Origin of the sequence: Kosakonia sp. ML.JS2a, assembly GCF_025642095.1 — a bacterium.
Taxonomy (GTDB): domain Bacteria; phylum Pseudomonadota; class Gammaproteobacteria; order Enterobacterales; family Enterobacteriaceae.
Window position 1 is genome coordinate 2,406,609 of sequence record NZ_CP106754.1, and the last position, 26,064, is coordinate 2,432,672.

The 26,064-nt window shown below is 53.4% G+C and carries 27 protein-coding genes and 1 other annotated feature; of the genes, 14 read left to right on the forward strand and 13 right to left on the reverse strand.

The window, feature by feature from the left end:
• Positions 1-103 precede the first annotated feature (103 nt).
• The 6 genes from N7922_RS11555 to oppF all read left to right on the forward strand — a co-directional run bounded on the left by N7922_RS11555 (position 104) and on the right by oppF (position 7,225).
• Entirely contained in the window at positions 104-751 is a 648-nt protein-coding gene (locus N7922_RS11555; RefSeq protein ID WP_263100655.1) for a YchE family NAAT transporter, read from the forward strand.
• An 837-nt stretch (positions 752-1,588) separates the two neighbouring features.
• Positions 1,589-3,220, forward strand: a complete 1,632-nt coding sequence (gene oppA / locus N7922_RS11560; protein ID WP_263100656.1) for an oligopeptide ABC transporter substrate-binding protein OppA — start codon at positions 1,589-1,591, stop codon at positions 3,218-3,220.
• Between the two features lie 135 nt (positions 3,221-3,355).
• Entirely contained in the window at positions 3,356-4,276 is a 921-nt protein-coding gene (oppB, locus tag N7922_RS11565; protein ID WP_263100657.1) for an oligopeptide ABC transporter permease OppB, read from the forward strand.
• 14 nt (positions 4,277-4,290) lie between these two features.
• A complete protein-coding gene (gene oppC, locus N7922_RS11570) occupies positions 4,291-5,199 on the forward strand; it encodes an oligopeptide ABC transporter permease OppC (protein ID WP_263100658.1) in 909 nt (302 codons plus the stop codon).
• Between the two features lie 11 nt (positions 5,200-5,210).
• Complete coding sequence (locus N7922_RS11575; RefSeq protein ID WP_263100659.1) at positions 5,211-6,224, forward strand: ABC transporter ATP-binding protein; 1,014 nt, start codon at positions 5,211-5,213, stop codon at positions 6,222-6,224.
• Entirely contained in the window at positions 6,221-7,225 is a 1,005-nt protein-coding gene (gene oppF / locus N7922_RS11580; RefSeq protein WP_263100660.1) for a murein tripeptide/oligopeptide ABC transporter ATP-binding protein OppF, read from the forward strand. Before N7922_RS11575 ends, oppF begins: the two co-directional genes overlap by 4 nt.
• Positions 7,226-7,279: 54 nt before the next feature.
• Here the strand turns inward: oppF and N7922_RS11585 are convergent, their stop codons facing one another.
• A complete protein-coding gene (locus tag N7922_RS11585) occupies positions 7,280-7,609 on the reverse strand; it encodes an HI1450 family dsDNA-mimic protein (RefSeq protein WP_263100661.1) in 330 nt (109 codons plus the stop codon).
• A gap of 30 nt (positions 7,610-7,639) precedes the next feature.
• On the reverse strand, positions 7,640-9,100 hold the full coding sequence (gene cls / locus N7922_RS11590) for a cardiolipin synthase (RefSeq protein ID WP_263100662.1): 1,461 nt from the start codon (positions 9,098-9,100) through the stop codon (positions 7,640-7,642).
• A 139-nt stretch (positions 9,101-9,239) separates the two neighbouring features.
• Here cls and N7922_RS11595 point away from each other — a divergent pair, with 139 nt between their 5' ends.
• From N7922_RS11595 to N7922_RS11605, 3 genes are all read left to right on the forward strand, one after another.
• On the forward strand, positions 9,240-9,413 hold the full coding sequence (locus tag N7922_RS11595) for a YciY family protein (protein ID WP_263100663.1): 174 nt from the start codon (positions 9,240-9,242) through the stop codon (positions 9,411-9,413).
• Between the two features lie 180 nt (positions 9,414-9,593).
• Positions 9,594-9,932: an SMR family transporter gene (locus N7922_RS11600; protein ID WP_263100664.1), complete on the forward strand. Its 339-nt coding sequence runs from the start codon at positions 9,594-9,596 to the stop codon at positions 9,930-9,932.
• A 283-nt stretch (positions 9,933-10,215) separates the two neighbouring features.
• Positions 10,216-10,782 (forward strand): YagU family protein, encoded by a 567-nt coding sequence (locus N7922_RS11605; protein WP_263100665.1) that lies wholly within the window; start codon positions 10,216-10,218, stop codon positions 10,780-10,782.
• Positions 10,783-10,862: 80 nt separating this feature from the next.
• Here the strand turns inward: N7922_RS11605 and N7922_RS11610 are convergent, their stop codons facing one another.
• Positions 10,863-11,159: a YciI family protein gene (locus N7922_RS11610; protein WP_088237637.1), complete on the reverse strand. Its 297-nt coding sequence runs from the start codon at positions 11,157-11,159 to the stop codon at positions 10,863-10,865.
• Positions 11,160-11,378: 219 nt separating this feature from the next.
• Here N7922_RS11610 and tonB point away from each other — a divergent pair, with 219 nt between their 5' ends.
• Positions 11,379-12,095, forward strand: coding sequence for a TonB system transport protein TonB (gene tonB / locus N7922_RS11615; protein ID WP_263100889.1), 717 nt, complete (start codon positions 11,379-11,381; stop codon positions 12,093-12,095).
• Positions 12,096-12,159: 64 nt separating this feature from the next.
• On the opposite strand, the gene yciA is transcribed toward tonB, so the two are convergent.
• From yciA to N7922_RS11635, 4 genes are all read right to left on the reverse strand, one after another.
• Positions 12,160-12,561 (reverse strand): acyl-CoA thioester hydrolase YciA, encoded by a 402-nt coding sequence (gene yciA / locus N7922_RS11620; protein WP_263100666.1) that lies wholly within the window; start codon positions 12,559-12,561, stop codon positions 12,160-12,162.
• A gap of 100 nt (positions 12,562-12,661) precedes the next feature.
• Entirely contained in the window at positions 12,662-13,204 is a 543-nt protein-coding gene (locus N7922_RS11625) for a septation protein A (RefSeq protein ID WP_263100667.1), read from the reverse strand.
• Positions 13,205-13,249: 45 nt separating this feature from the next.
• The gene (locus N7922_RS11630; RefSeq protein WP_263100668.1) at positions 13,250-13,993 is read right to left on the reverse strand and encodes a YciC family protein; all 744 of its coding nucleotides are present in this window, start codon (positions 13,991-13,993) and stop codon (positions 13,250-13,252) included.
• Between the two features lie 24 nt (positions 13,994-14,017).
• Positions 14,018-14,422: a YkgJ family cysteine cluster protein gene (locus tag N7922_RS11635; RefSeq protein WP_263100669.1), complete on the reverse strand. Its 405-nt coding sequence runs from the start codon at positions 14,420-14,422 to the stop codon at positions 14,018-14,020.
• A gap of 280 nt (positions 14,423-14,702) precedes the next feature.
• Between N7922_RS11635 and ompW the strand changes: the two genes are divergently transcribed.
• The gene (gene ompW, locus N7922_RS11640) at positions 14,703-15,338 is read left to right on the forward strand and encodes an outer membrane protein OmpW (RefSeq protein WP_263100670.1); all 636 of its coding nucleotides are present in this window, start codon (positions 14,703-14,705) and stop codon (positions 15,336-15,338) included.
• 39 nt (positions 15,339-15,377) lie between these two features.
• On the opposite strand, the gene N7922_RS11645 is transcribed toward ompW, so the two are convergent.
• The 6 genes from N7922_RS11645 to N7922_RS11670 all read right to left on the reverse strand — a co-directional run bounded on the left by N7922_RS11645 (position 15,378) and on the right by N7922_RS11670 (position 23,296).
• Entirely contained in the window at positions 15,378-16,628 is a 1,251-nt protein-coding gene (locus N7922_RS11645) for a chloride channel protein (protein WP_263100671.1), read from the reverse strand.
• A gap of 134 nt (positions 16,629-16,762) precedes the next feature.
• Positions 16,763-17,572 (reverse strand): tryptophan synthase subunit alpha, encoded by an 810-nt coding sequence (gene trpA, locus N7922_RS11650; protein ID WP_263100672.1) that lies wholly within the window; start codon positions 17,570-17,572, stop codon positions 16,763-16,765.
• A complete protein-coding gene (gene trpB / locus N7922_RS11655) occupies positions 17,572-18,765 on the reverse strand; it encodes a tryptophan synthase subunit beta (protein WP_263100673.1) in 1,194 nt (397 codons plus the stop codon). Before trpB ends, trpA begins: the two co-directional genes overlap by 1 nt.
• 11 nt (positions 18,766-18,776) lie before the next feature.
• Positions 18,777-20,135 carry a bifunctional indole-3-glycerol-phosphate synthase TrpC/phosphoribosylanthranilate isomerase TrpF gene (gene trpCF / locus N7922_RS11660; protein WP_263100674.1) on the reverse strand — a complete coding sequence of 453 codons (1,359 nt, stop codon included), beginning with the start codon at positions 20,133-20,135 and terminating at the stop codon, positions 18,777-18,779.
• Between the two features lie 3 nt (positions 20,136-20,138).
• Positions 20,139-21,734, reverse strand: a complete 1,596-nt coding sequence (gene trpD, locus N7922_RS11665; protein ID WP_263100675.1) for a bifunctional anthranilate synthase glutamate amidotransferase component TrpG/anthranilate phosphoribosyltransferase TrpD — start codon at positions 21,732-21,734, stop codon at positions 20,139-20,141.
• Positions 21,734-23,296 carry an anthranilate synthase component 1 gene (locus N7922_RS11670; RefSeq protein ID WP_263100676.1) on the reverse strand — a complete coding sequence of 521 codons (1,563 nt, stop codon included), beginning with the start codon at positions 23,294-23,296 and terminating at the stop codon, positions 21,734-21,736. Before N7922_RS11670 ends, trpD begins: the two co-directional genes overlap by 1 nt.
• Before the next feature lie 22 nt (positions 23,297-23,318).
• Positions 23,319-23,413: a sequence feature (Trp leader region), on the reverse strand.
• 160 nt (positions 23,414-23,573) lie between these two features.
• Between N7922_RS11670 and rnm the strand changes: the two genes are divergently transcribed.
• The 3 genes from rnm (at position 23,574) to rluB (ending at position 26,047) form a co-directional block, all read left to right on the forward strand.
• On the forward strand, positions 23,574-24,455 hold the full coding sequence (gene rnm, locus N7922_RS11675; protein WP_263100677.1) for an RNase RNM: 882 nt from the start codon (positions 23,574-23,576) through the stop codon (positions 24,453-24,455).
• A complete protein-coding gene (locus tag N7922_RS11680) occupies positions 24,452-25,072 on the forward strand; it encodes an L-threonylcarbamoyladenylate synthase (protein WP_263100678.1) in 621 nt (206 codons plus the stop codon). The genes rnm and N7922_RS11680 overlap by 4 nt, the downstream gene beginning before the upstream one ends.
• Positions 25,073-25,168: 96 nt before the next feature.
• Entirely contained in the window at positions 25,169-26,047 is an 879-nt protein-coding gene (rluB, locus tag N7922_RS11685; protein WP_263100679.1) for a 23S rRNA pseudouridine(2605) synthase RluB, read from the forward strand.
• Positions 26,048-26,064: the final 17 nt, after the last annotated feature.

The window sequence follows — 26,064 nt, forward strand, 5'->3', positions numbered from 1 at the left end:
ACAGAAATCCTGATGAATGTAATAAAGAAAACGCGTATCTTCGGCATGGATTATTCTGTCACCCCTTTCTCTCACTGAGTCTGGCGACGTTGCGGAGTGTACTGTGATTCATACATTGTTTGATTTTACGACCTGTTTTAAGTTTTTTATCGGTTTGTTCGCGCTGGTTAACCCGGTGGGCATTATTCCTGTCTTCATTAGTATGACCAGCTATCAGACGGCGGGGGCGCGAAATAAAACCAACCTCACGGCCAACCTGTCTGTTGCCATTATCCTGTGGACATCGTTATTTCTCGGCGATGCCATTCTTCAGATCTTCGGTATCTCTATTGATTCCTTCCGTATCGCCGGGGGCATTCTGGTCGTGACGATTGCGATGTCGATGATCAGCGGCAAATTGGGTGAGGATAAACAGAACAAACAGGAACAATCAGAAACTGCTATCCGCGAAAGCATCGGCGTGGTGCCGTTAGCACTGCCGCTAATGGCGGGCCCCGGCGCCATCAGTTCGACGATCGTGTGGGGCACACGCTATCACAGCGTGGAATATCTGCTGGGTTTCTCTGTGGCCATTGCATTATTCGCTCTGTGCTCATGGGGCCTTTTCCGTATGGCCCCGTGGCTGGTGCGTTTACTCGGGCAGACAGGCATTAACGTGATTACGCGTATTATGGGTTTACTGCTTATGGCGCTGGGAATTGAGTTTATCGTTGGCGGTATTAAATCGATTTTCCCCGGACTGCTGAACTGATTCACCTCCTTTATTTACTCAATGATTAATCGCTATGTATTATTTTATATATCGCATTAATTAAGTCGGGCTTAACCGGCTGTGAAGGAAAACGCAAAATCAGTAAAACATATGATGAATACGCAAAACGGCGGTAAGTATAATAAATTGCGCTAATCAGAAAAATGATTGATTATCAACGGGGTATAAGTTTTATGAATCCGACTTGTGCAGATTGTGTGCAAATGCGTCTGTTATTTCCCTCACATCATACTATTGGGCTTGCCGTGACATAATTGAAATGATATTAGTACTTTCAATCTTATCGCAGATGAATGTGCTAAAAAGTGGTCAGTTGTTGTTTTTTTGTGCAAAAAACCACGTCATCTGCCAAAATGCATTACATGGTCGTGATGCGCATTTATCTAATTGATAATCATAGATAAAAAATTCTCAGGGAGACTGTTCAGACACGTCTTCGCGGCTAACGCTGTGCCGCAAAAGAGAAATGGTTAACAAATTTGCAAATTGTATTGGCGGCAGCGGAAGGCATTTGATATTTTCCGCCCATTCTCTTTATGAGCCTTATAATTCGCAGAATAAACAGATTAGATGAGAATCGTTTTCATATATGACGTTTCTCTCCGGCATTAAGACGCGCCTCGACAGGGGAGGCGGGTGAAAGAATCGACGTAAGGTTGCCGTTTGAGCGATCCGTAATAAAAAAGTCGGTGATAGCAGCAGTAAAAAAGCAGATGTCTGATAGCGCCAAAAAGCTCCTGCGCTCATCAGGCCCCCGACAGGGGACAACAGGCTGGCGTCAACGTCAGTAATTATAATGAGTGGAGTATCAACACAATGTCCATCATCACAAAAAAAAGTCTGGTAGCAGCGGGAATTCTAACTGCGCTAATTACCGGTAACGCAGCAATGGCTGCTGACGTTCCGGCAGGTGTTCAGCTGGCGGAGAAGCAAACGCTGGTCCGTAACAACGGCTCTGAAGTGCAATCTCTGGATCCGCATAAAATTGAAGGGGTGCCGGAATCCAACATCAACCGCGACCTGTTTGAAGGTCTGCTGATTTCCGATGTTGAAGGCCACCCGACCGCAGGTGTTGCGGAGAAGTGGGACAACAAAGATTTTAAAGTCTGGACCTTCCATCTGCGTAAAGACGCGAAATGGTCCGATGGTTCGCCGGTAACGGCGCAAGACTTCGTTTATAGCTGGCAGCGCCTGGCGGATCCGAAAACCGCTTCTCCGTACGCAAGCTATCTGCAATACGGTCATATCGCGAATATCGATGACATCATCGCCGGTAAAAAACCGATTACCGATCTGGGTGTCAAAGCCATCGATGACAACACCTTCGAAGTGACCCTGAGTGAACCGGTTCCGTATTTCTACAAACTGCTGGTTCACCCCTCCGTTTCTGCTGTGCCTAAAGCCACCATTGAGAAATTCGGTGAAAAATGGACACAGCCAGCAAACATCGTGACCAACGGTGCGTATAAACTGAAAGACTGGGTGGTCAACGAGCGCATTGTTCTTGAGCGCAACACCAACTATTGGGATAACAAAAAAACCGTTATCGATCAGGTTACTTACCTGCCAATCTCTTCTGAAGTGACAGACGTGAACCGCTACCGCAGCGGTGAAATCGACATGACCTATAACAACATGCCGATTGAACTGTTCCAGAAGCTGAAAAAAGAGATTCCTAAAGAAGTACACGTCGATCCGTACCTGTGTACTTACTACTATGAAATCAACAACCAGAAAGCCCCGTTCACTGACGTTCGCGTACGTACCGCGCTGAAACTGGCGTTGGATCGCGACATCATCGTCAATAAAGTGAAAAACCAGGGCGACCTGCCGGCATACAGCTACACCCCGCCGTACACCGATGGTGCAAAACTGACTGAACCGGCATGGTTCAAAATGACGCAGGAACAACGTAACGCCGAAGCGAAAAAACTGCTGGCGGAAGCCGGTTACACGGCTGACAAACCGTTGTCATTTAGCCTGCTGTACAACACATCTGACCTGCATAAAAAACTGGCCATTGCTGTTGCTTCCATCTGGAAGAAAAACCTCGGCGCAGACGTTAAGCTGGAAAACCAGGAGTGGAAAACCTTCCTCGACACCCGTCATCAGGGCACCTTTGATGTTGCGCGTGCCGGCTGGTGTGCGGACTACAACGAACCGACTTCCTTCCTGAACACCATGCTGTCCGACAGCTCCAACAACACCGCGCACTATAAGAGCCCGGCGTTTGATAAGCTGATTGGCGATACGCTGAAAGTAACCGAAGAATCACAGCGCGCAGATCTCTACTCCAAAGCTGAACAGCAACTGGATAAAGACTCGGCGATTGTCCCGGTTTACTACTATGTTAACGCCCGTCTGGTGAAACCGTGGGTTGGTGGTTACACCGGTAAAGACCCGATGGATAATATCTACGTTAAAAACTTGTATATTATCAAGCATTAATGGCAATGAGTGGGGCAGGGAAACCTGTCCCACAGTGTCTTATTTTCATCGCAACAGAATACACATCATTCCCGGGCGGCTTTATGGTCGTCTGCAAGAGAATGTGTAAAAGGCACAGGCCAGAAGGTACGGGCAATGTTGAAATTTATCCTACGTCGCTGTCTTGAAGCGATTCCAACACTTTTTATTCTTATCACTATTTCGTTTTTCATGATGCGCCTTGCGCCGGGGAGTCCTTTTACCGGTGAGCGTGCGCTGTCGCCAGAAGTGATGGCGAATATCGAAGCGAAATACCATTTAAACGATCCGATTCTGACGCAATATTTCAGTTACCTGAAACAGCTCGCGCATTTCGATTTCGGACCGTCCTTTAAATACAAAGATTACACGGTCAACGATCTGGTCGCGGCGAGTTTCCCGGTTTCCGCAAAACTGGGCGCGGCAGCCTTCTTGCTGGCCGTGGTGTTCGGTGTGACGGCGGGGGTTATCGCCGCACTGAACCAGAACACCCGATGGGACTATTCGGTCATGGGGCTGGCGATGACCGGCGTGGTTATTCCGAGTTTCGTGGTTGCACCGTTACTGGTGATGATCTTCGCCATTATGCTGAAGTGGCTGCCTGCAGGGGGCTGGAACGGCGGTGCGCTGAAATTCATGATCCTGCCAATGGTGGCATTATCGCTGGCCTATATCGCCAGTATCGCCCGTATCACACGTGGTTCGATGATTGAGGTATTACACTCAAACTTTATCCGTACTGCCCGCGCGAAAGGTCTGCCGATGCGGCGGATTATTTTCCGCCATGCGCTCAAACCTGCGCTGTTACCGGTGCTGTCCTATATGGGGCCTGCGTTTGTCGGCATTATCACCGGTTCCATGGTGATTGAAACCATCTATGGTTTGCCGGGTATCGGTCAGCTGTTTGTTAACGGTGCGTTGAACCGTGACTACTCTCTGGTGCTGAGCCTGACCATCCTGGTCGGTACGCTGACGATTATGTTTAACGCGATTGTTGACGTGCTGTATGCCGTTATCGATCCGAAGATCCGTTATTAACACTGGAGTACGCCATGATGTTAAGTAAGAAAAACAGCGAGGCGCTGGAAAACTTCAGTGAAAAACTCGAAGTCGAAGGTCGAAGCCTGTGGCAGGATGCACGCCGTCGTTTTATGCATAACCGCGCCGCGGTTGCCAGCCTGGCGGTACTGCTGCTGATTGCGTTGTTCGTTACGCTGGCGCCGATGGTGTCGCAGTTCACCTACTTTGATACCGACTGGGGCATGATGTCCAGCAAGCCGGATATGGAGTCAGGCCACTATTTTGGTACGGACTCATCCGGTCGCGACCTGCTGGTGCGCGTGGCCATTGGCGGGCGCATTTCGCTGATGGTGGGCATTGCAGCGGCGCTGGTGGCGGTGATCGTTGGGACGCTATATGGCTCGCTGTCAGGCTATCTGGGTGGTAAAACCGACTCCGTAATGATGCGTCTGCTGGAAATCCTCAACTCCTTCCCCTTTATGTTCTTCGTGATCCTGCTGGTGACCTTCTTTGGGCAAAATATTCTGCTCATTTTTGTCGCAATCGGCATGGTTTCCTGGCTGGACATGGCGCGTATCGTTCGCGGGCAAACGCTCAGTCTGAAGCGTAAAGAGTTTATTGAAGCGGCTCAGGTTGGCGGCGTTTCAACGGTGAATATCGTCGTTCGGCATATCGTGCCGAACGTGCTGGGGGTTGTGGTGGTTTATGCATCACTGCTGGTTCCCAGCATGATCCTGTTCGAATCGTTCCTCAGCTTCCTCGGTTTGGGGACCCAGGAGCCGCTGAGCAGTTGGGGGGCGTTGTTGAGCGATGGCGCAAACTCAATGGAAGTCTCTCCGTGGTTATTGTTGTTCCCGGCGGGATTCCTGGTTGTCACCCTGTTTTGTTTCAACTTTATCGGCGATGGCTTGCGTGATGCCCTCGACCCGAAAGATCGTTAAGGAGTGCTGTCATGAGCATTACAGAAACCTCATTAGCGTCGGCGACGCGGCAGCAATCGGATCTTCTGCTGGATGTCAAAGACTTACGGGTCACTTTCCAGACTCCGGACGGCGATGTTACGGCTGTAAACGACCTGAACTTCTCACTGCGCGCCGGTGAAACGTTGGGTATTGTGGGCGAATCCGGCTCCGGTAAATCTCAGACGGCGTTTGCGCTGATGGGATTGCTGGCGGCCAACGGTCGTATTGGTGGCTCGGCCACGTTCAATGGCAAAGAGATCCTCAATTTGCCAGAGCATGTGCTGAACAAGCTGCGTGCCGAACAGATCTCGATGATTTTCCAGGATCCCATGACGTCGCTGAACCCGTATATGCGTGTTGGCGAGCAGTTAATGGAAGTGCTGATGCTGCACAAAGGCATGAGCAAAGGTGAAGCATTCGAAGAGTCTGTCAAAATGCTGGATGCGGTGAAAATGCCGGAAGCGCGTAAGCGCATGCGCATGTACCCGCACGAGTTTTCCGGCGGTATGCGCCAGCGCGTGATGATTGCGATGGCGTTACTGTGCCGGCCGAAGTTGCTGATCGCAGATGAACCCACCACGGCGCTGGACGTTACCGTGCAGGCGCAGATCATGACGCTGCTGAACGAGCTGAAACGCGAATTTAACACCGCCATCATTATGATCACCCACGACCTCGGCGTGGTGGCGGGGATCTGTGACAAAGTGTTGGTGATGTATGCCGGGCGTACGATGGAATACGGGCAGGCTCGGGATGTCTTCTACCATCCTTCTCACCCGTACTCTATTGGCCTGTTAAATGCGGTACCGCGTCTGGATGCGGAAGGCGAGTCGTTGTTGACTATTCCGGGTAACCCGCCAAACCTGCTGCGTCTGCCGAAAGGTTGTCCTTTCCAGCCGCGCTGCCCGCACGCGATGGAAATCTGTAACAGTGCTCCGCCACTGGAGGAATTTGCCCCGGGTCGCTTGCGCGCCTGCTATAAGTCGGTGGAGGAACTGGTATGAATGCCGTAACTGAAGAGAGAAAAGTGCTGCTCGAAATTGCCGACCTGAAAGTGCATTTCGACATTAAAGACGGCAAACAGTGGTTCTGGCAACCGGCGAAGACGCTGAAAGCCGTTGATGGCGTTACCCTGCGGTTGTACGAAGGGGAAACGCTTGGCGTGGTTGGCGAGTCAGGTTGCGGGAAATCCACCTTTGCGCGCGCAATCATCGGCCTGGTGAAAGCCACCGACGGTAAAGTGGCCTGGCTGGGCAAAGATCTGCTGGGGATGAAACCCGATGAGTGGCGCGAGGTTCGCAGCGACATCCAGATGATTTTCCAGGATCCGCTGGCTTCGCTGAACCCGCGTATGACCATCGGTGAGATCATTGCGGAGCCACTGCGTACCTATCACCCTAAAATGCCGCGTCAGGAAGTTCGGGATCGCGTAAAAACGATGATGATGAAGGTGGGCCTGCTGCCGAACCTGATCAACCGTTATCCGCATGAGTTCTCCGGTGGCCAGTGCCAGCGTATCGGTATTGCGCGTGCGCTGATCCTTGAACCGAAGCTGATCATCTGTGACGAACCTGTGTCGGCGCTCGATGTGTCAATTCAGGCTCAGGTGGTGAACTTGTTGCAAAAATTGCAGCGAGAAATGGGGCTGTCGCTGATTTTTATCGCCCACGATCTGGCGGTGGTGAAACACATCTCCGATCGCGTACTGGTGATGTACCTTGGCCATGCGGTGGAGCTGGGAACCTATGATGAGGTGTACCAGAATCCGTTGCACCCGTACACCAAAGCGCTGATGTCAGCGGTGCCGGTACCGGATCCGGATCAGGAAAAGAACAAGACCATCCAGTTGCTGGAAGGGGATTTGCCTTCACCGATCAACCCGCCATCCGGTTGTGTGTTCCGTACCCGCTGCCCGATTGCCGGGCCAGAGTGCGCGCAAACCCGACCGGTGCTGGAGGGCAGTTTCCGCCATGCAGTCTCCTGCCTGAAAGTCGACCCGTTGTAATCTGACGGCATGAAAAAAGGGCTGACGATTGTCAGCCCTTTCTGTTTCTGCCGCTTACTCGCGCCAGAGAATATGGCAAAGCTTATGGTCTTTCTCGCGGCATAATAAAACACGTGCGAAAATATCGTTAATTTCGCCGCCGTCCGTTTCCGCCAGCCCAATGACCACTTCAGCGAAGAAGTCCGGGTTGAGGTCATAATCCACATGCTCCTGCCAGTCTTCGCTCGGATCGAACAGCTCCGCACCGCCACGCTCTTCAAACTGTAAATTGAACAGAATGATGTCCGCCGGGTCGAGATTATCCGCCGCCAGTTCGAGGAAGATGTCATAAGCCTGTTCGAGCGTTTCGTCTTCGGTCAGGCGGTTATTCAGATCCATTTCCATGATTACCTCTTCACTTCAGTTGGGCACGTTTTACAGCAACGGACTAAAGAAGTAAAACAGTCGTTCAGCGATTCGGTGCCAGAAAGGGCGTTTGACCCATAATCGCGCATCAAGAAGCCGTGAACGGGAGATATAGTCGTCCTGTACGGCTGCCAGATCGCCACCGAATCCGGCATCGTCGATCACCAGCGTAATCTCGAAATTAAGCCATAAACTGCGCATATCCAGATTGACGGTGCCGACCAGACTCAACTCGCCGTCCACCAGCACGCTCTTGGTGTGCAGCAGGCCGCCTTCAAACTGATAAATTTTTACTCCAGCCGCCAGCAATTCGGTAAAGAATGCGCGGCTGGCCCAGCCTACCAAAACAGAATCGTTTTTGCGTGGCAGAATAATGCTGACGTCCACACCGCGTTGCGCGGCGGTGCAAATCGCATGCAGTAAATCATCACTCGGCACAAAATAAGGCGTTGTCATGATCAGATACTCACGCGAGGAGTAAACCGCCGTGAGCAGCGCCTGATGGATCAAATCTTCCGGGAACCCTGGGCCTGATGCGATCGTGTGGATGGTATGCCCGCTGGCTTCCTCGAATGGCATGATGTTGGCATCGGGCGGCGGCGGGAGAATGCGCTTGCCGGTTTCAATTTCCCAGTCACAGGAGTAAATAATCCCCATCGCTGTGGCAATTGGGCCTTCCATTCGCGCCATCAAATCGATCCACTGACCGACGCCGGCATCTTGTTTAAAGAAGCGAGGATCGACCATATTCATGCTGCCGGTGTAGGCGATGTAGTTGTCGATAAGCACGATTTTACGGTGCTGGCGTAAATCCATGCGGCGAAGAAAAACACGCATCAGGTTTACCTTGAGCGCCTCCACTACCTCGATACCGGCATTGCGCATCATCCCTACCCACGGGCTGCGGAAAAACGCTACGCTGCCTGCGGAATCGAGCAACAGGCGGCAATGTACGCCGCGTCGCGCTGCCGCCATGAGAGACTCGGCTACCTGATCCGCCATACCGCCAGGATGCCAGATATAGAAAACCATCTCAATATTGTGCCGGGCGAGCTGAATATCGCGGATCAGCGCCTGCATCACATCATCAGAGCTGGTAAGCAGCTGTAACTGGTTGCCTTTTACGCCCGCAATGCCCTGGCGGCGTTCACAGAGTTTAAACAGTGATGCGGCGACGCTGCTGTTCTCTTCGGCAAAAATACGTTTGAAATTCTTCAGGTCCTTTAACCATTTGGCGGTGGAAGGCCACATGGCGCGTGCTCGTTCAGCGCGACGTTTCCCGAGGTGCAGTTCGCCGAGTGAGAGATAGGCGATGATCCCGACCAGCGGCAGAATGTAGATAACCAACAACCATGCCATGGCGGAGGTGACCGCCCGACGCTTCATCAAAATACGCAGGGTCACACCAGCAATCAGTAGCCAGTAACCTAAGACGATCAGCCAGCTCATTACGGTGTAAAAGGTGGACATAAATAAAAATCCTTTTCAAAACGTCATTCAGTGAGTTTACGCATCCGGCTTCATCTGGCAAATAAAAACGCCCAAAAGCGCTGGTCTGACGCGGACGACAGACTATAATGGCGTTTCCGTTAAGCACTGAGTCGTAAAAATGAAGCGTAGTCGTCCGGAAGTGGGGCGCTGGCGTATGCTGCGGCAGATAGGCCGCCGGAAAGCACGCTGGCTTGAAGCGCAGTCGCGCCGTAACATGCGCATCCACGCTATCAGAAAATGCGGTGTGAACCGCCATCGTAATGTGTTGTTGTTTGCTATTTACGATATCTGATTACGTTGGGCACCGATAACGGTGCCCATTGTTATTTTATGGCCACGTGAATGTCGGCAAAGTGATGTTGACTCGATCATGAGCACGCGCTGTATGTCGGTTACGATAGCCTCATTGTTTATCCTTTTACCGCCACCCGTCTGGTGATGAGTAAGTGTTAACCTGCGGATGTTAAAATCAATGAATAAAGAAGCACTTATATTTCTTGGCATTGCCATCATCGTTGAGGTTATCGCAACGACCGCGCTGAAATCCTCCGACAGTTTTACTCGTCTGATCCCCAGCGTTATCAGTATTGCCGGGTATTGCATCGCCTTCTGGTGTCTGACCATTCCGATGCGCAGTATCCCGACAGGTGTGATTTATGCAATTTGGTCCGGTGCCGGTATTGTGTTGATTGGCATCGTGGGCTGGTTTGTGCACGGGCAAAAACTTGATCTCCCGGCGATGCTGGGAATGGGGTTGATTATTGCCGGTGTTGTCATCATTAATTTGTTTTCAAAAAGCATAGGCCATTAACCTTATAAAAAAAGTGTTCTTTCTGATTGTGTTATTGAATGCTTTTTCATATTTCTTCATTATTTCCTCATATTTTAAAAGAAAAACTAACTGTCACGCCTGGCAATTAATGAGGCGCTTATTGTCGCACGTGAAATAAAAAGAAATGCAGTTACAATAAGTGCTGAAAATAGCCATTTGCCATGTAAAGATACGTAAGTGTGATCTTGATCAACATGCGCCGTCATTTGCTCATAGAACATTGTTCAGCGAAATTAATACGTTATGAATAAATGGGACTACTATGGCACTTAAGGATTATTTTGTTAGAACGGAACCAGCAAGACGCCGCTTTGGCGTAGCCTTCTTTGTCGGCATTATTGCGGGTGTGTTATCAGCATTTGTAAAATGGGGCGCTGAAGTACCGTTGCCGCCAAGGACTTTTTCTGGCGGTCGCGATGAGTTTAATCCACCATATCTTTTCTTACGCGATTATCTGGGTATTGATCCGACCCATACTGTTTATACTTTCTCTGAACACATCATCAATCCGGTTATGGTCACGCATATTATTTTCTCGTTGGTGTTTGCCATTGGGTATTGCGTGGTAGCGGAAGTGTTCCCGAAAGTGAAATTATGGCAAGGGGTATGGGCAGGGATTGTGGCGACCATTTGCGTCCACTGGATCTCGTTCCCACTGCTCGGCTTAACACCGGGTCTGGCCGATCTGCCAGTTGACGAATACATTTCTGAGCTGGTTGGGCATATTTTCTGGTTCTGGGCGATTGAACTTATCCGCCGCGATTTGCGTAACCGCATCACCCGCGAGCCGGATGCCGAAGTACCGCTGGGTTCGCCATCTCGCTTTTAAGTGTCTCTGCATAAAAAAAGACCCGTCTGGTGCGGGTCTTTTTATGCCATCTCACAACCTTTGCCCGGCCGGGATGAAGGTTAAAATACCTTTTTGAACGGTTTAACCGTCACGTTCTGGTAAACACCCGCTGCCACGTAAGGATCGTCCTGTGCCCAGGCCTGAGCAGCTTCCAGGGATTCAAACTCAGCAATCACCGTTGAACCGGTAAAACCCGCGGCTCCCGGATCGTTACTGTCGACAGCAGGCATCGGCCCGGCGGTCAATAGACGCCCTTCATCATGCAGCAATTGCAGCCGCGCCAGGTGAGCAGGGCGCACGGACAAACGTTTCTCAAGAGAATCAGCGATATCTTCAGCAAAAATAACGTAAAGCACGGATACAGCTCCTTACCTATCGGAAAGCCATAACGTTATGTGAAAGACCGCATGACTGCAATGTAAAGATTTGCCCGATGGATAACCATGGGGAGTTTGCGGTTTTTTTACGCATCAGAAGGTCAAAATTGCCGCCGGACGTGATGGCTTGTTGAATATGATTGCTATTTGCATTTAAAATCGAGACCTGGTTTTTTAACTGACATGATTATGACTTCAATGACCCTTGATTTACCTCGCCGCTTTCCCTGGCCGACGCTGTTGTCCGTTGGTATTCACGGAGCCGTCGTGGCGGGTCTGCTCTATACCTCGGTACATCAGGTTGTTGAATTGCCCGCACCTGCTCAACCTATTTCGGTGACGATGGTTGCGCCTGCCGATCTGGAACCCCCGCAAGCTGTACAGCCACCAGAACCGGTTGCGACACCCGAGCCTGAACCGGAACCGATTCCTGAGCCGCTGAAAGAAGCGCCCGTGGTGATCGAGAAGCCGAAACCGAAACCCAAGCCGAAGCCGAAACCCGAGAAAAAAGTTGAGCAGCCGAAGCGCGATGTAAAACCGGCCGAGCCGACGCAGGCATCACCATCTGAGAGCAATGTGCCTGCGCGCCCGGCGACTAACCCGACACCGTCTGCGGCGACCACTAAACCGGCACCCTCTGTACCGACCGGACCGCGCGCGTTGAGTCGTAACCAGCCGCAATATCCGGCACGCGCCCAGGCATTGCGTATTGAGGGGCGTGTGCGGGTCAAATTCGATGTCACACCCGATGGTCGCGTTGAGAACGTTGAAGTTCTGTCGGCGCAGCCTGCCAATATGTTTGAGCGTGAAGTGAAAGCCGCCATGCGTAAATGGCGCTATGAGGCAGGTAAACCGGGTTCAGGCCTGATCGTGAACGTCGTCTTCCGGCTGAATGGCGGCGCGAGCATGGAGTAACGCCGCCAGCAGTATCGACTGCACCCCAAACGTCAGACTTCTGACGGATTAAGGTGCAGTTTTTTTATTCCTGCGCCGGGATTGGGCGGGGTTTCCCTTCGTTATCGACGGCCACGTAAATAAACAGTGCTTCGGTTGCTTTGTAGCGTTGACCAATCGGGTCAGACGACACTTTTTTCACCCACACTTCGATATTGATGGTTATTGACGTAGTACCGCGTTTTACGCAGCGCGCGTAGCAGCAGACGACGTCGCCCACAGCCACCGGACGATGAAACGTCATGCCATCAACCCGTACCGTCACGACACGCCCATGGGCGATCTCTTTGGCCTGAATGGCGCCGCCGATATCCATCTGTGACATCAGCCAACCGCCGAAAATGTCGCCGTTGGCATTGGTGTCTGCTGGCATTGCTAATGTGCGTAAGACAAGTTCGCCGTGAGGAGCGTCCTGAGTGGTTGTCATTGTTATCTCTTCTGTAATGAGGGATTTATGGCGGGATGCTACTACGAATTTGTGGCGGAGAACACAGAAAAAGCCAGGCGCTGGGCCTGGCGTGTCATGGTCAGGATTTATCGTCCTGCGGCGGCATATGCCGGTAGATATAGACGCCGCTAAGCACGGTGAAAATCAGCGTCAGGATGGTCAGGCCAAAGACTTTAAAATCAACCCAGGTATCAAAGGATAACCAGAACGCGACATAAATATTGGCCAGGCCGCAAGCAATAAAAAAGAGTGCCCAGGCAATGTTCAGTTTTGACCACACGGCGTCCGGCAGGGTCAGCTCTTTACCCAGCATGCGCTGAATCAGCGTCTTTTTCATTACCCACTGGCTGAACAATAAGGCAACGGCAAACAGACCGTAAATCACCGTGACCTTCCATTTAATAAACTCCACCGCATGGAATTTGATGGTCAACCCACCAAAGATGGCCACCAGCACGAACGTAATCAGCGCCACTTTTTCCACTTTGCGATAGCGGATCCAGCAGTAAATCAGCACGATGGCAGAGGCCACGATCAGCACCTTGGTCGCGGCGAAAATGTCGTACATCTTATAAACCACGAAAAAGAGCGCGAGGGGCAGAAAATCAAGAAACTGCTTCATTCAACGATTCCATCAAGAGGACTGCCCGCCGGGCAGTCAGGCTATTCACGCACGCATCAGCATATAGAGGCGGAACAGATAAATAAGTAACGCGGCTGAGATCAGATTACTCAGGGTATTGGCGATCACCGCACCCACTTCCGGGGTAAACACCGCCAGATTATGTGCAAATAGCAGCAACAGCGTTTTCGCCAGCAGCCAGCCCATCACCGCGGGTGCCACCAGGCGCATATTGGTCCAGCTAAGGCGCATACTGCTGCGCATAGAGGCGAAGATGCCGGTTTTATCCTGAACAAGGATAACAGGGGCAAACGACAGCAAAATGGCCAGTATCACACCAGGTACAATGATAAACATAATACCGATCTGCACCATAAACGTGGTCAGCAGGATCAGCAGAAACAGCTTAGGCAACACCGGGGCGCTGGCACCGATGGCGCGCAGCGCGCTAACGCGATGACCGGCTGAGATCATCTGAATCATTAACAACACGCCGCCTGCCAGAATGGCGTTGCCGATCAGACCGGAAAACGTTGACGCGGCTGACGCGCGCAGCAGTACGCTTTGCTGTTCCGGCGTCATATTTTGCACCAGTTCAAACAAACCCACGCTGCCTGCCAGATTATCACCTTCACTTAAAATAGAGAGTTGCTCTTCACTGGGCGAAAAAGCATGCCCCAGCACTGCGGTAATAAATGCGCACAACAATGCAATCAGTAAAAGGGTAACAAACTGATTACGAAAAAAATTCCCCGTGTCACGGTAAACGGATTTCGCCGTGATAGACATGCACTCTCCTTGAGTATTGCGATGTTAAATATCAGGCAATTGTACCCTGAATACATCCTCAGTGGCAGCATCACTGCTTGTATGGAAAAGCATATCTTTGTAAAGAGGCGCTAATCCGTACTGTGCACGGGCGCGATCGCAGGCTTCATTCACCAGACCCGCTTCGCCGGACATGGCAAATTCGCGACAGGGCGACGGACGTCCTTCGTAAATGCTGCACCGCGCGGATTGACCGGGTATCCCTTCCAGTGCCACGCAACGACTCTGTTTCTGATTGGTTCCGCCCATACAGCGCAAAAACGGAGTAAGTGGCTCAGTGAGTTGAGCCGGGACAGGGCCGCCAGCATCATCCGCTTCAGCCCAGTAGAAAGAGACCCGAAAATACGCACAACAGGCTCCGCACGACATGCACGGATTGAGTGAACTCATAACGTACCTGCACTTAACGACGCATCAACACATATTGTCAGGCCACTAACTTAGCGCCGCATAAACAGGCGCACAAGATGGAAACAGGGGAATTTTTTAACGTATCTGTTTGGCAAAAATTGATGTGAATACAAAAGTTAATGATTGTGTCTGGCGGTAAAAATTATCTCAGATCAATGAATGTTAAATTACAGCATCAAGTGTGATCTGTGTTAGATCACTTTGTACCCAGTTGTAGGTATATTCACGGCGCGTTAAAAACCCTAATCATGGAGTGGATATGAAAAAATTAGCCGTGGCAGCATTGATTCTGGGCAGTCTTTCCGGGGGCGCGTACGCGCACGAAGCAGGCGAATTTTTCTTTCGTGCCGGTTCCGCCACCGTCCGTCCGACAGCAGGTTCTGATAATGTGTTGGGCAGCCTGGGCAGCTTTAATGTCAGCAACAATACCCAACTGGGTCTCACGATGACGTGGATGGCAACCGATAATGTCGGTGTTGAACTGCTGGCGGCAACGCCGTTTCGCCACCACGTAGGCACGAAACCCACCGGCGATATCGCCACCGTCAGTCATCTTCCGCCGACCTTGATGGCGCAATGGTATTTTGGCGATGCCAAAAGCGCTGTGCGGCCTTATGTTGGCGCGGGCATCAACTACACCACCTTCTTTAACGAAAAATTCAACGATACCGGTAAAGAGGCGGGGCTTTCCGACTTAAGCCTGAAAGACTCCTGGGGTGCGGCCGGGCAGGTGGGGCTGGACTACTTAATCAACCGCGACTGGCTGATTAACATGTCGGTGTGGTACATGGATATTGATACGGATGTGCGCTTTAAACACAACGGCCAGCAGCAGAGTGTCAGCACGCGTCTGGATCCGTGGGTGTTTATGTTCTCCGCGGGTTACCGTTTCTGATCAGGACGCACAAGGCTGGTCAATGAACGACCAGCCTTTTTACTCCGCTTTCTCGCAATAACGGCAGGTCATGTAGGCACCCGCCACACATAACGTCAGCGGCACAAAAAAGCTGAAGTCCATCCCGGTGAACTCCATTAGCAGCACGATGGCGGTCAGCGGCATCTGCATTGAGGACGCCAGGAAGGCTGCTCCCCCTGTCAGCGCGAATTCCGCCATATCCACGTTGGGGAAAAAGGATCCAACAATCAGGAACATCAGTGCGCCAAGCAACGCGCCAATCGCCAGACCGGGTGTCAGCAAGCCACCTTCCGCACCGCTACGCAGCACCAGCCAGATACTCAATACTTTCAGGCCAATCAGGATCGCCGCCAACGGCAACGTTACGCCGCCGCCGAAGCTCAACTGTACCGGGCCGCGTCCGTTTCCCGGCAACTGGGGAAACCAGATTGAGAGCAGACCAAGGCAGGCAAAAGCGATAAAACAGAATACGGGCATCTGCCAGTTACTTTTGACCTGTCTCCGCGCGGTTTTCGTCATGCGCCGGAAAAGGCTTGCCGCATAACCGAAAAGCGGGCCTGAGAGCATTGCCCAAACGATAAGCGAAAAGGGCGCTTTCGGGGCGCTGAAGAGGTACTGGCGCTCATTGCCCAGTACCAGTGACGCGACGAATGCGGCAACGGCTGACGTGACGACAGCCGCGATCACTGCATCCCAGCTAATGGTGACCAGCAACACTTCCAGCGTGAAAATTGCGCCAGCAAGTGGAACATTATAGACCGCAGCCAGCCCTGCGCCCGCACCGCAGGCAATCACCCGTTTTGTCTCCTGTGCACTCAATCCATAAAAGCGGGCGATGCTGCCACCAAGCAGTGCGCCAACTTCGCGGGGCGCGCTTTCTCTGCCTAGCGGAGAGCCCATCGCGACAGTAATGACCTGAAGAAAGGCATGGCACAACGTGGTGACGGTGGGCATCGGCTGCGTGACATCGTTCACTGCCGTACTGACACTGACGCGTTTTTTGGCATAACGCGCCAGTAGCCACCACCCGCAGCCCGCAACAATTCCTGCCGCGCTGAGCACAGCCAGACGGCGCAGCGCGCTGGCATCGCTTACTCCCTGCAGGAAAGGCGGCCCGCCAATCAGCGACCGCTGGCTGTAGCCAAAAGCCAGATGCTGGATTTCATGTAGCAGAAGGGCTATCAACATGCCTGCCACACCGGCAAGAACGCCAGTCAACAGTAGCGCTATCCATTGGCTTTGCCAGATCGGGGAATCGGTTTTACGCATCAGGGTCATATCTGTTGTGGGGAGTCGTCATTGCTATTATCCCACAGAAAATATGAACCTCTTAACAATGTGTTATGCAAATCAGGGCACAAAGACAGTAGATCACCGCCCGACGGATCGGGCGGTGTGAGGGATTAACGGGGTAACGTCGCGGCTTTCATCTGCTGAACAAAGGTTTTCAACTCTGCCAGCATGGCAGCAGGATTATTGAGGTTGTTTTCAATGATCTTCACGGTGGCGGAACCGGAGATCGCCCCGGCAGCGCCTGCGTTAATTGCCGATGACACCTGGTCCGGCGCAGAAATACCGAACCCTTGTAATGCTGGCGCAGCATGGTATTCGGCCAGTTTTTCCACCAGATGATGCAGCGGCAGCGCGGCGCGGTTCTCTGCACCGGTCACACCCGCGCGAGACAACAGGTAGGTGTAACCACGTCCGTAGGAAGCAATCTGACGCAGCAGATCATCATCGGCGTTCGGTGGGCAGATAAAAATAGGCGCAACATTATGGCGCATTGCCGCCTGGCGGAAGGGGGCGGATTCTTCGATGGGGACATCCGCAACAAGCACCGAATCGACGCCCACTTTTGCGCACTGCGCGTAAAACTCATCAATACCGCGATTAAACACCAGGTTGGCGTACATCAGCAGGCCGATCGGAATGGCCGGGTGTTTCTGACGAATGGCCGCCAGCATTTCAAAACACTGGGTCGGCGTGACGCCGGACGCGAACGCGCGCAGCGTCGCATTCTGGATGGTCGGGCCATCGGCCAGCGGGTCGGAAAAGGGGATCCCCAGTTCCAGTGCATCTGCCCCGGCTTCAATCAGCGTGTCGATGATCTTCAGCGACTGTTCCGGTGACGGATCGCCAAGCGTGACGAAGGGGACGAAAGCGCCTTCATTGCGCGCGTTCAGCTGTTTAAACAGGTTGTCATAACGTTCCATCAGATTTCCCCTCGCGCTTTCAGAATATCGTGTACGGTGAAAATGTCTTTGTCGCCGCGCCCGGAGAGGTTGACCACCAGCAACTGCTCTTTTTCCGGGTTTTCGCGCATCATTTTCAGCGCATGGGCAAGGGCATGGGAGGACTCCAGCGCCGGGATAATGCCTTCATGCAGACACAGGGTTTTGAAGGCGTCCAGGGCTTCATCATCGGTAATGGAGACATAGTCTGCGCGCCCGATGCTATTGAGGTACGCATGCTGCGGCCCGACTGACGGGAAATCCAGCCCGGCGGAAATCGAGTAAGACTCCTCGATCTGGCCTTCGTCGGTTTGCATCATTGGCGACTTCATACCGAAGTAGATCCCCACGCGGCCATGTTTAAGCGGAGCGCCGTGCTCGCCGGTGTCGATACCGTGCCCGGCCGGTTCAACACCGATCAACCCGACAGCCGTTTCATTGATAAAGTCGGCAAACATACCAATGGCATTCGAGCCGCCGCCGACACAGGCGATGACGGCGTCTGGCAGGCGACCCTCTTTTTCGAGGATCTGTGCTTTGGTTTCCTCACCGATCATGCGCTGGAATTCACGCACAATGGTCGGGAAGGGATGCGGGCCGGCCGCCGTGCCCAGCATATAGTGCGCTGTCTCATAGCTGCCGGACCAGTCGCGCAGAGCTTCATTACAGGCATCCTTCAGGGTGGCGGAACCGCTGTGCACCGGGATCACTTCTGCGCCCATCAGACGCATACGGAAAACGTTCGGCGACTGGCGTTCAACGTCTTTTGCACCCATATAAATACGGCATTTCAGACCGAGCAGAGCGCTGGCGAGGGCCGACGCCACGCCGTGTTGACCGGCGCCGGTTTCGGCGATGATTTCCGTTTTGCCCATGCGTTTTGCCAGCAGGGCCTGACCCAGAACCTGGTTCGTTTTATGCGCGCCGCCGTGCAGCAGATCTTCACGCTTCAGATAGAGGGTGGTGCGGGTTCCGGCAGTGATGTTCTGACACTTGGTCAGCGCAGTCGGACGCCCGGCATAGTTTTTCAGCAGATCGGTAAATTGTTGCTGGAAGTCGGCATCGCTCTGGGCGCTGACAAACGCTTCTTCCAGTTGACGCAGTGCCGGCATTAGGATTTGCGGAACATACATTCCGCCAAACTCGCCAAAATACGGGTTCAGTAGTGTCGTCATTATCTCTTTCCTTAATAAGCGCGCAGCGTACGGAACACCGAGGCCAGTTTGCTGGCATCTTTAATACCCGGTTCCGATTCCACGCCTGAATTAAAATCAAGTCCGGCACAGCCGGTTTTCGCCGCCTGTACGCAATTGTCCGCACCTAAACCGCCTGCCAGCAGGACATTATCGAGTTGCTCGCCCGCCAGCAGCGACCAGTCAAACGGTTTACCGCTGCCGCCCTGGCCATTGTCGAACAGGTATTTATCCACCTGTTGCAGATGACGTGACGGCAGGCTATTACCAACGCTGAGCGCTTTCCAGATTTGCGTCTGCGGCGGCAGTACTGCACGCAATGCATCGATATAACGCTGATCTTCACCGCCGTGCAGTTGTACGGCGCGCAGACCCAGGTTGTTGGCTTTTGCCGCCACGTCTTCCACCGGAGCATCGCGGAATACGCCAACGTATTGCAGCGGCGCGCCTTGCATAACAGCCTGCGCCTGCGTTTCATCGACTGCACGGGGCGAACTGGCGACAAAAATCAGTCCGCCATAGATAGCGCCAGCCTGGTGGGCGGCATGCGCGTCTTCCGCGCGGGTTAAACCGCAGACTTTATTCTCGCCCAGCAGCACGCGTTTAACTGCGGCATCCAGATCCTCATGCGCCATTAACGCAGAACCAATCAAGAAACCGTTAGCAAAATGGCTCAGTTCCCGTACCTGGGCATAGGTATTAATGCCCGATTCACTGATAACAGTCACCCCGGCGCCAAGGCGTGGCGCAAGCTGGCGAGTGCGATTCAGATCAATGGAGAGGTCGCGTAGATCGCGGTTGTTAATGCCCACGACTTTCGCTTCCAGCGCAATCGCGCGCTGCAGCTCCTCTTCGTTACTGACTTCCGTCAGCACACCCATATTCAGACTATGGGCCACGGCAGCCAACTGACGGTACTGCGTGTCATCCAGCACGGAGAGCATCAGCAGGCAGGCATCGGCCTGGTAATATCGCGCCAGATAAATTTGGTAGGCATCGATAATAAAGTCTTTGCACAGGATTGGCTGCGGCGCGATCCCGCTGACAATCGGCAGAAAATCAAAGCTACCCTGAAAATATTTCTCATCAGTCAGCACAGAAATGGCGGACGCATGATGTTTGTAGATCCCGGCGATACGGGCCGGGTCGAAATCATTACGGATCACCCCTTTTGAGGGCGAGGCTTTCTTGCACTCCAGGATAAATGCCGTGCGCGTCCCCTGCAGGGCGTCATAAAAACGGCGTGTGCTCGGTACCACTTCATTCTGGAAGCTGGCCAGCGGCTGCTGCTCCTTGCGTGCTGCAATCCATATGGCTTTATCCGCGACGATCTTCGCTAAAACGGTCTGCATTATTTATCCTCGTGCCGCCAGTGCGGTGACTTTGTCGTAGGCTGCTCCACTGTGCAGCACATCCAGTACTTTTTGCGCGTTGGCCTGTAAATCTTCTTCGCCGTGCAAACGCATCAGCATCGCGACGTTGGCGGCCACGGCGGCTTCATGGGCTGCCTCGCCTTTACCTTGTAATAAGCGTGTCAGAATGTCACGGTTTTCTTCCGGTGTGCCGCCCGCCAGCGCCTCCTGGTGATAAGGCGCCAGGCCGAAGTCTGCGGCGGTCAACTGGTAACTTTTGATCTCGCCATCGTGTAACTCTGCTACCAGCGTTGGCGCGTGCAGGGACACTTCATCCATACCGCCGCTGTGGACCACGGCGGCACGTTGATAACCCAGCACACGCAGCGTTTCGGCGATAGGCAGCACCAGTTCAGGGCTGTAGACGCCAATCAACGCCAGCGGCGGATGCGCCGGATTAATCAATGGACCCAGTACGTTAAACAACGTGCGGGTTTTCAACTGCTGGCGGACGGGCATCGCATGGCGGAAACCGGTGTGATACTTCGGCGCGAACAGGAAGCACACGCCTAACTCATCCAGCGCATTGCGTGACTTGTCTGCATTCATATCGAGATTGATACCGAAAGCAGCGAGTAAATCCGAAGAGCCGGAGCGGCTGGAGACGCTGCGGTTACCGTGTTTGGCTACTTTCAGCCCACAGGCTGCGGCGACAAAGGCGCTGGCGGTAGAAATATTGATACTGTTGCTGCCGTCGCCGCCGGTACCCACGATATCGGCAAAAGGATAGTCCGGGCGTGGGAATGGCGCGGCGTTTTCCAGCAAGGCGGTCGCTGCGCCGGCAATTTCATTCGGGTGTTCGCCGCGGACCTTCATGCTGACCAGCGCGGCAGCCAGTTGTTCCGGTTTCAGCTCACCGCGCACCACCGCAGAAAAGAGCTGGTGGCTCTCCTGCTGGCTCAGCGTTTGCGCCTGATACAATTTTTCCAGAATCGGTTGCAGTGTATTGGTTTGCTCCAGTTTCTGTAGCGCCCATGCCAGCGTTTGCTCAAGCAGACGCGCGCCCTGGGTGGTCAGAATGGATTCCGGGTGAAACTGAAAACCGCATACGCGATCGGCGTCGTGACGGACCGCCATCACCATGCCATTAAAGTGTGCATTAATCGTCAGACCGGCCGGAATATTGCTCCCCACCAGCGAGTGATAACGCGCTACCGGTAGCGGGTTGCTCAGGCCTGCGAACATCGCCTGACCATCATGCTCAATACTGGAGGCCTTACCGTGCAGGATTTCGCCCGCCTGGCCAACATAACCGCCGTAGGCTTCTACAATCGCCTGATGCCCAAGGCAGATGCCGATAATCGGCAACTTACCGCGCATGCGGGTCAGCAGTTCCGGCATACAACCCGCTTCGGATGGCGCGCCTGGCCCAGGAGAGAGCATCAACACCGGATTTTTCATGGTTGCCAGGCGGTCAATTAAGGTTTGCGCGGGAACATGGTTGCGGTAAATCACCACGTTATGTCCACTCGCACGCAGCTGATCCGCCAGGTTATAGGTAAATGAGTCGATATTATCGAGCAGCAGAATGTCAGCCATCAGAACGTCTCCTGTGCATGATGTGCGGTGGCGATAGCGCGCAGAACCGCGCGGGCTTTGTTGCGGGTTTCGTCGGCTTCAGACTGCGGCACTGAATCCAGCACCACGCCTGCGCCGGCCTGCACGGTGGCGATGCCATCTTCAACCCATGCTGAGCGGATAACGATGCAGGTATCCAGATCGCCATGGGCAGTGAAGTACCCCACTGCGCCGCCATAACTGCCGCGACGTGCGCCTTCCGCCTGAGCAATCAGTTGCATCGCGCGGACTTTCGGCGCGCCGCTCAGGGTACCCATGTTCATACAGGCGCGGTACGCGTGCAGCACGTCAAGATCCGCGCGCAATTCGCCCACCACGCGGGAAACCAGATGCATGACATAGGAGTAGCGGTCGACTTTGGTCAGATCGGCGACATAACGACTGCCTGGGGTACAGATCCGCGCCAGATCATTACGTGCTAAATCCACCAACATCAGGTGCTCTGACAGCTCCTTGTGGTCGGTACGCATATCAAGTTCGATACGGCTGTCGAGATCGCGATCCAGGGAACCGTCCGGGCGACGCCCGCGCGGTCGCGTACCTGCGATCGGGTAAATTTCGATCTGCCGATTGTTGGCATCGTACTTCAACGAGCTTTCCGGTGACGCGCCGAACAGGGTGAAATCATCGTCCTGCATATAGAACATGTACGGACTGGGGTTGCTCTTTTTCAGCACTTCATAGGCTGCCAGCGGTGACGGGCAGGGCAAGGTGAAACGGCGTGAAGGCACCACCTGGAAAATTTCCCCTGCGCGAATCGCTTTTTGCATTTCACGCACCACCGAGCCGTACTCTTCATCGCTCTGGTTGGTATCACAGCGCATATGTTCAACGGTAACCACTGGCAGCGGCGGTGCGTCGAGATCCAACTGCTGGCGCAGCGCGTCAATACGCTGGGTCAGGCGGGCTTTCTCGCTGGCGGCGTCGCTGAACAGACTGCACTGGATGCGGGTTTGCTGTTTCTGGTGGTCGATCACCAGTAAGGTTTCTGCCAGATAGAAGCAGTAATCCGGGCAGCGGCGGTCGTGGGCAAGGGCCGGTAAATCTTCGAAGCCAGCGACCAGGTCATAGGCGAACAGCCCGCCAAAAAACATCGCTTCGCGCTCATCGGCTGGCACCACCACCAGGTCCTGCAACAGGCGGAAGGCGTCAAAAACCGAGAGTGAACAGAGGCGGGCATCTTCATCAAGCAGCGTGCTGACAGGCGGGAAGCGCAGCTCACGTCCATCAGTAGAAATCGTATTTTCTACACCGGCGGGAAGCGCGGCATCCAGCAGGGGCAATAATGCTGCGCCGTTAGCGGTCAGGGCTCTGATAGTGACAGTGTCACCTAAAGCGGTAATTCGCAGTGCAGCATCGACCAGCAGCAGGCTTTTTAAATCATTTTTGCTGTCGATATCCGCAGACTCCAGCAGTAATGTTGCCGGGCGTGCGCCGCAGAGCTGGTGGAACAGCGCCGTTGGGTTACCCCGATAGGCGGCGTTGCTGGTCAGAAGTTCGAGTGCCGGTTTTTGCGTTTGCATAATCGCTCTCATTAATTTGTTCAAAAAAAAGCCCGCTGTATGAGCGGGCCGGGGTATCGGTATGCTGAATGCGCACGTGATCTCACAGCCCTGTCAGGGAGTGCGCCACCAACGATTAGCGGAGAAATGTGCATTCATTTTAGGATACCTTGTCGTGTGAACTTGCGTACTAGTTAACTGGTTCGGTGAGGGAATGTCAACCCTCGGATTCAGAAAAACATGGCGAACCGTTATGATATGGGACAAACAATTATCCTGATAAATTAGCGGAGCCGCTTTGAGCGACACGAATTACGCCATTATTTATGATCTCCACAGCCACACGACGGCTTCCGACGGTCTGCTTTCCCCGGAACAACTGGTGCATCGCGCCGTCGACATGCGTGTGGGCACGCTGGCGATCACCGACCATGATTGCACCGACGCCATTCCTGCGGCGCAGGCCGAAATTGCCCGTGCGGGGTTAAACCTGCAACTGATTACCGGCGTGGAGATCTCCACGGTCTGGGAAAATCACGAAATTCACATTGTTGGCTTGAATATCGACATTGACCATCCGCAAATGCGCGACTTTTTGCAGGCGCAATCAGAACGGCGGTTGCAGCGTGCAAAGCTTATCGCTGAACGCCTGGAAAAGGCGCACATTGCTGGCGCGTGGGAAGGGGCACAACGCCTGGCGCAGGGCGCTTCGGTAACACGTGGCCATTTCGCCCGTTACCTGGTCGAAATGGGTAAGGCGAATACAATGGCTGACGTCTTTAAAAAGTACCTTGCCCGCGGGAAAACCGGATATGTTCCTCCGCAGTGGTGTACAATAGAACAAGCTATTGAAGTGATTCATCATTCTGGCGGAACGGCAGTACTGACCCATCCCGGGCGTTATAACCTGTCCGCTAAATGGTTGAAAAGACTGCTGGCGCATTTTGCTCAAAGCGGCGGTGAGGCAATGGAAGTTGCCCAATGCCAGCAGGCTCCTAATGAACGTGCACAGCTAGCCCTTTATGCACGTCAGTTTGGTTTGCTGGCGTCGCAAGGATCGGATTTCCACCAGCCCTGCCCGTGGATCGAACTGGGGCGTAAGCTCTGGCTTCCTGCCGGGGTTGACGGTGTCTGGCAACGCTGGGAGCAGCCGCAGAACACCACAGAGAGGGAAGTATGAGTCAGTTTTTTTATATTCATCCGGAAAACCCGCAACCGCGCCTGATTAATCAGGCGGTGGACATTGTGCGCAAGGGCGGTGTGATCGTCTATCCCACCGATTCCGGTTATGCGCTGGGGTGCAAAATTGAAGATAAAAGCGCGATGGAGCGAATTTGTCGTATTCGCCATCTGCCGGATGGTCACAACTTCACGCTGATGTGCCGCGATTTGTCCGAACTCTCGACCTATGCGTTCGTGGACAATATCGCCTTTCGGCTAATCAAAAATAACACTCCAGGCAATTACACCTTTATCCTCAAGGGGACGAAGGACGTTCCGCGTCGTTTATTGCAGGAAAAACGCAAGACCATTGGTTTGCGTGTGCCGTCGAATCCGATTGCACTGGCCCTGCTGGAAGCGCTCAATGAACCGATGCTTTCAACCTCTCTGATGCTGCCGGGCAGCGATTTTACTGAGTCGGATCCTGATGAAATCAAAGATCGTCTGGAGAAGCTGGTAGATTTGATCATCCATGGCGGCTATCTCGGCCAGCAGCCAACAACGGTGGTAGACTTAACGGATGATGCGCCAGTGGTGATCCGTGAAGGTGTTGGCGACGTTAAGCCTTTCTTATAGCGGCGCAAGTCGCTATACTACGCGGCCATTTCAGCGGCATTGCCGTACTGATGACCCTATTCGACGCCTGTGAAGGCGACACCTGAAGGATGCTCTATGAGCGAGAAACTACAGAAAGTGCTGGCGCGAGCTGGCCACGGTTCCCGCCGTGAAATCGAATCTATTATTGAAGCCGGCCGCGTCAGCGTGGACGGCAAAATTGCGACACTGGGCGACCGTGTGGATGTGACGCCGGGGCTGAAAATCCGTATTGATGGTCATCTTATTTCGGTCAAAGAGTCCGTTGAGCAGATTTGCCGCGTGCTGGCTTATTACAAACCGGAAGGTGAGCTCTGTACGCGCAACGATCCGGAAGGTCGTCCGACAGTGTTTGACCGTCTGCCGAAACTGCGCGGTGCGCGCTGGATCGCAGTAGGCCGTCTCGACGTCAATACCTGCGGTCTGTTGCTGTTCACCACTGACGGTGAACTGGCGAACCGATTAATGCACCCAAGCCGTGAAGTTGAGCGCGAGTATGCTGTGCGCGTGTTCGGCGAAGTTGATGACAATAAAGTGCGCGAACTGTCGCGTGGCGTGCAACTGGAAGACGGTCCGGCAGCCTTCAAAACCATTAAATTCAGCGGTGGCGAAGGGATTAACCAGTGGTACAACGTAACGTTGACCGAAGGCCGTAACCGCGAAGTGCGCCGCCTGTGGGAAGCGGTTGGCGTGCAGGTGAGTCGTCTTATCCGCGTTCGTTACGGTGACATTCCTCTGCCAAAAGGTCTGCCGCGTGGCGGCTGGACGGAATTGGATCTCGCGCAAACCAACTACCTGCGTGAGCTGGTTGGGCTGGAAGCGGAAACGCAGTCGAAAGTGGCGGTAGAAAAAGATCGTCGCCGCATGAAAGCCAATCAGATCCGTCGTGCCGTGAAACGGCACAGCCAGCCAGCCGGTAACCGCCGCGCTGCAGGTGGACGTACGAAGAACGATTAAAATAAAAAAGGGGCGAA

Bases quoted from the DNA above. Each gene is read 5' to 3' on its own strand.
- oppA (WP_263100656.1), top strand. From the start codon at position 1,589: ATGTCCATCATCACAAAAAAAAGTCTGGTAGCAGCGGGAATTCTAACT.
- oppB (WP_263100657.1), top strand. From the start codon at position 3,356: ATGTTGAAATTTATCCTACGTCGCTGTCTTGAAGCGATTCCAACACTT.
- oppC (WP_263100658.1), top strand. From the start codon at position 4,291: ATGATGTTAAGTAAGAAAAACAGCGAGGCGCTGGAAAACTTCAGTGAA.
- N7922_RS11575 (WP_263100659.1), top strand. From the start codon at position 5,211: ATGAGCATTACAGAAACCTCATTAGCGTCGGCGACGCGGCAGCAATCG.
- oppF (WP_263100660.1), top strand. From the start codon at position 6,221: ATGAATGCCGTAACTGAAGAGAGAAAAGTGCTGCTCGAAATTGCCGAC.
- N7922_RS11585 (WP_263100661.1), bottom strand. From the start codon at position 7,609: ATGGAAATGGATCTGAATAACCGCCTGACCGAAGACGAAACGCTCGAA.
- cls (WP_263100662.1), bottom strand. From the start codon at position 9,100: ATGTCCACCTTTTACACCGTAATGAGCTGGCTGATCGTCTTAGGTTAC.
- N7922_RS11595 (WP_263100663.1), top strand. From the start codon at position 9,240: ATGAAGCGTAGTCGTCCGGAAGTGGGGCGCTGGCGTATGCTGCGGCAG.
- N7922_RS11600 (WP_263100664.1), top strand. From the start codon at position 9,594: ATGAATAAAGAAGCACTTATATTTCTTGGCATTGCCATCATCGTTGAG.
- N7922_RS11605 (WP_263100665.1), top strand. From the start codon at position 10,216: ATGGCACTTAAGGATTATTTTGTTAGAACGGAACCAGCAAGACGCCGC.
- tonB (WP_263100889.1), top strand. From the start codon at position 11,379: ATGACCCTTGATTTACCTCGCCGCTTTCCCTGGCCGACGCTGTTGTCC.
- yciA (WP_263100666.1), bottom strand. From the start codon at position 12,561: ATGACAACCACTCAGGACGCTCCTCACGGCGAACTTGTCTTACGCACA.
- N7922_RS11625 (WP_263100667.1), bottom strand. From the start codon at position 13,204: ATGAAGCAGTTTCTTGATTTTCTGCCCCTCGCGCTCTTTTTCGTGGTT.
- N7922_RS11630 (WP_263100668.1), bottom strand. From the start codon at position 13,993: ATGTCTATCACGGCGAAATCCGTTTACCGTGACACGGGGAATTTTTTT.
- N7922_RS11635 (WP_263100669.1), bottom strand. From the start codon at position 14,422: ATGAGTTCACTCAATCCGTGCATGTCGTGCGGAGCCTGTTGTGCGTAT.
- ompW (WP_263100670.1), top strand. From the start codon at position 14,703: ATGAAAAAATTAGCCGTGGCAGCATTGATTCTGGGCAGTCTTTCCGGG.
- N7922_RS11645 (WP_263100671.1), bottom strand. From the start codon at position 16,628: ATGCGTAAAACCGATTCCCCGATCTGGCAAAGCCAATGGATAGCGCTA.
- trpA (WP_263100672.1), bottom strand. From the start codon at position 17,572: ATGGAACGTTATGACAACCTGTTTAAACAGCTGAACGCGCGCAATGAA.
- trpB (WP_263100673.1), bottom strand. From the start codon at position 18,765: ATGACGACACTACTGAACCCGTATTTTGGCGAGTTTGGCGGAATGTAT.
- trpCF (WP_263100674.1), bottom strand. From the start codon at position 20,135: ATGCAGACCGTTTTAGCGAAGATCGTCGCGGATAAAGCCATATGGATT.
- trpD (WP_263100675.1), bottom strand. From the start codon at position 21,734: ATGGCTGACATTCTGCTGCTCGATAATATCGACTCATTTACCTATAAC.
- N7922_RS11670 (WP_263100676.1), bottom strand. From the start codon at position 23,296: ATGCAAACGCAAAAACCGGCACTCGAACTTCTGACCAGCAACGCCGCC.
- N7922_RS11680 (WP_263100678.1), top strand. From the start codon at position 24,452: ATGAGTCAGTTTTTTTATATTCATCCGGAAAACCCGCAACCGCGCCTG.
- rluB (WP_263100679.1), top strand. From the start codon at position 25,169: ATGAGCGAGAAACTACAGAAAGTGCTGGCGCGAGCTGGCCACGGTTCC.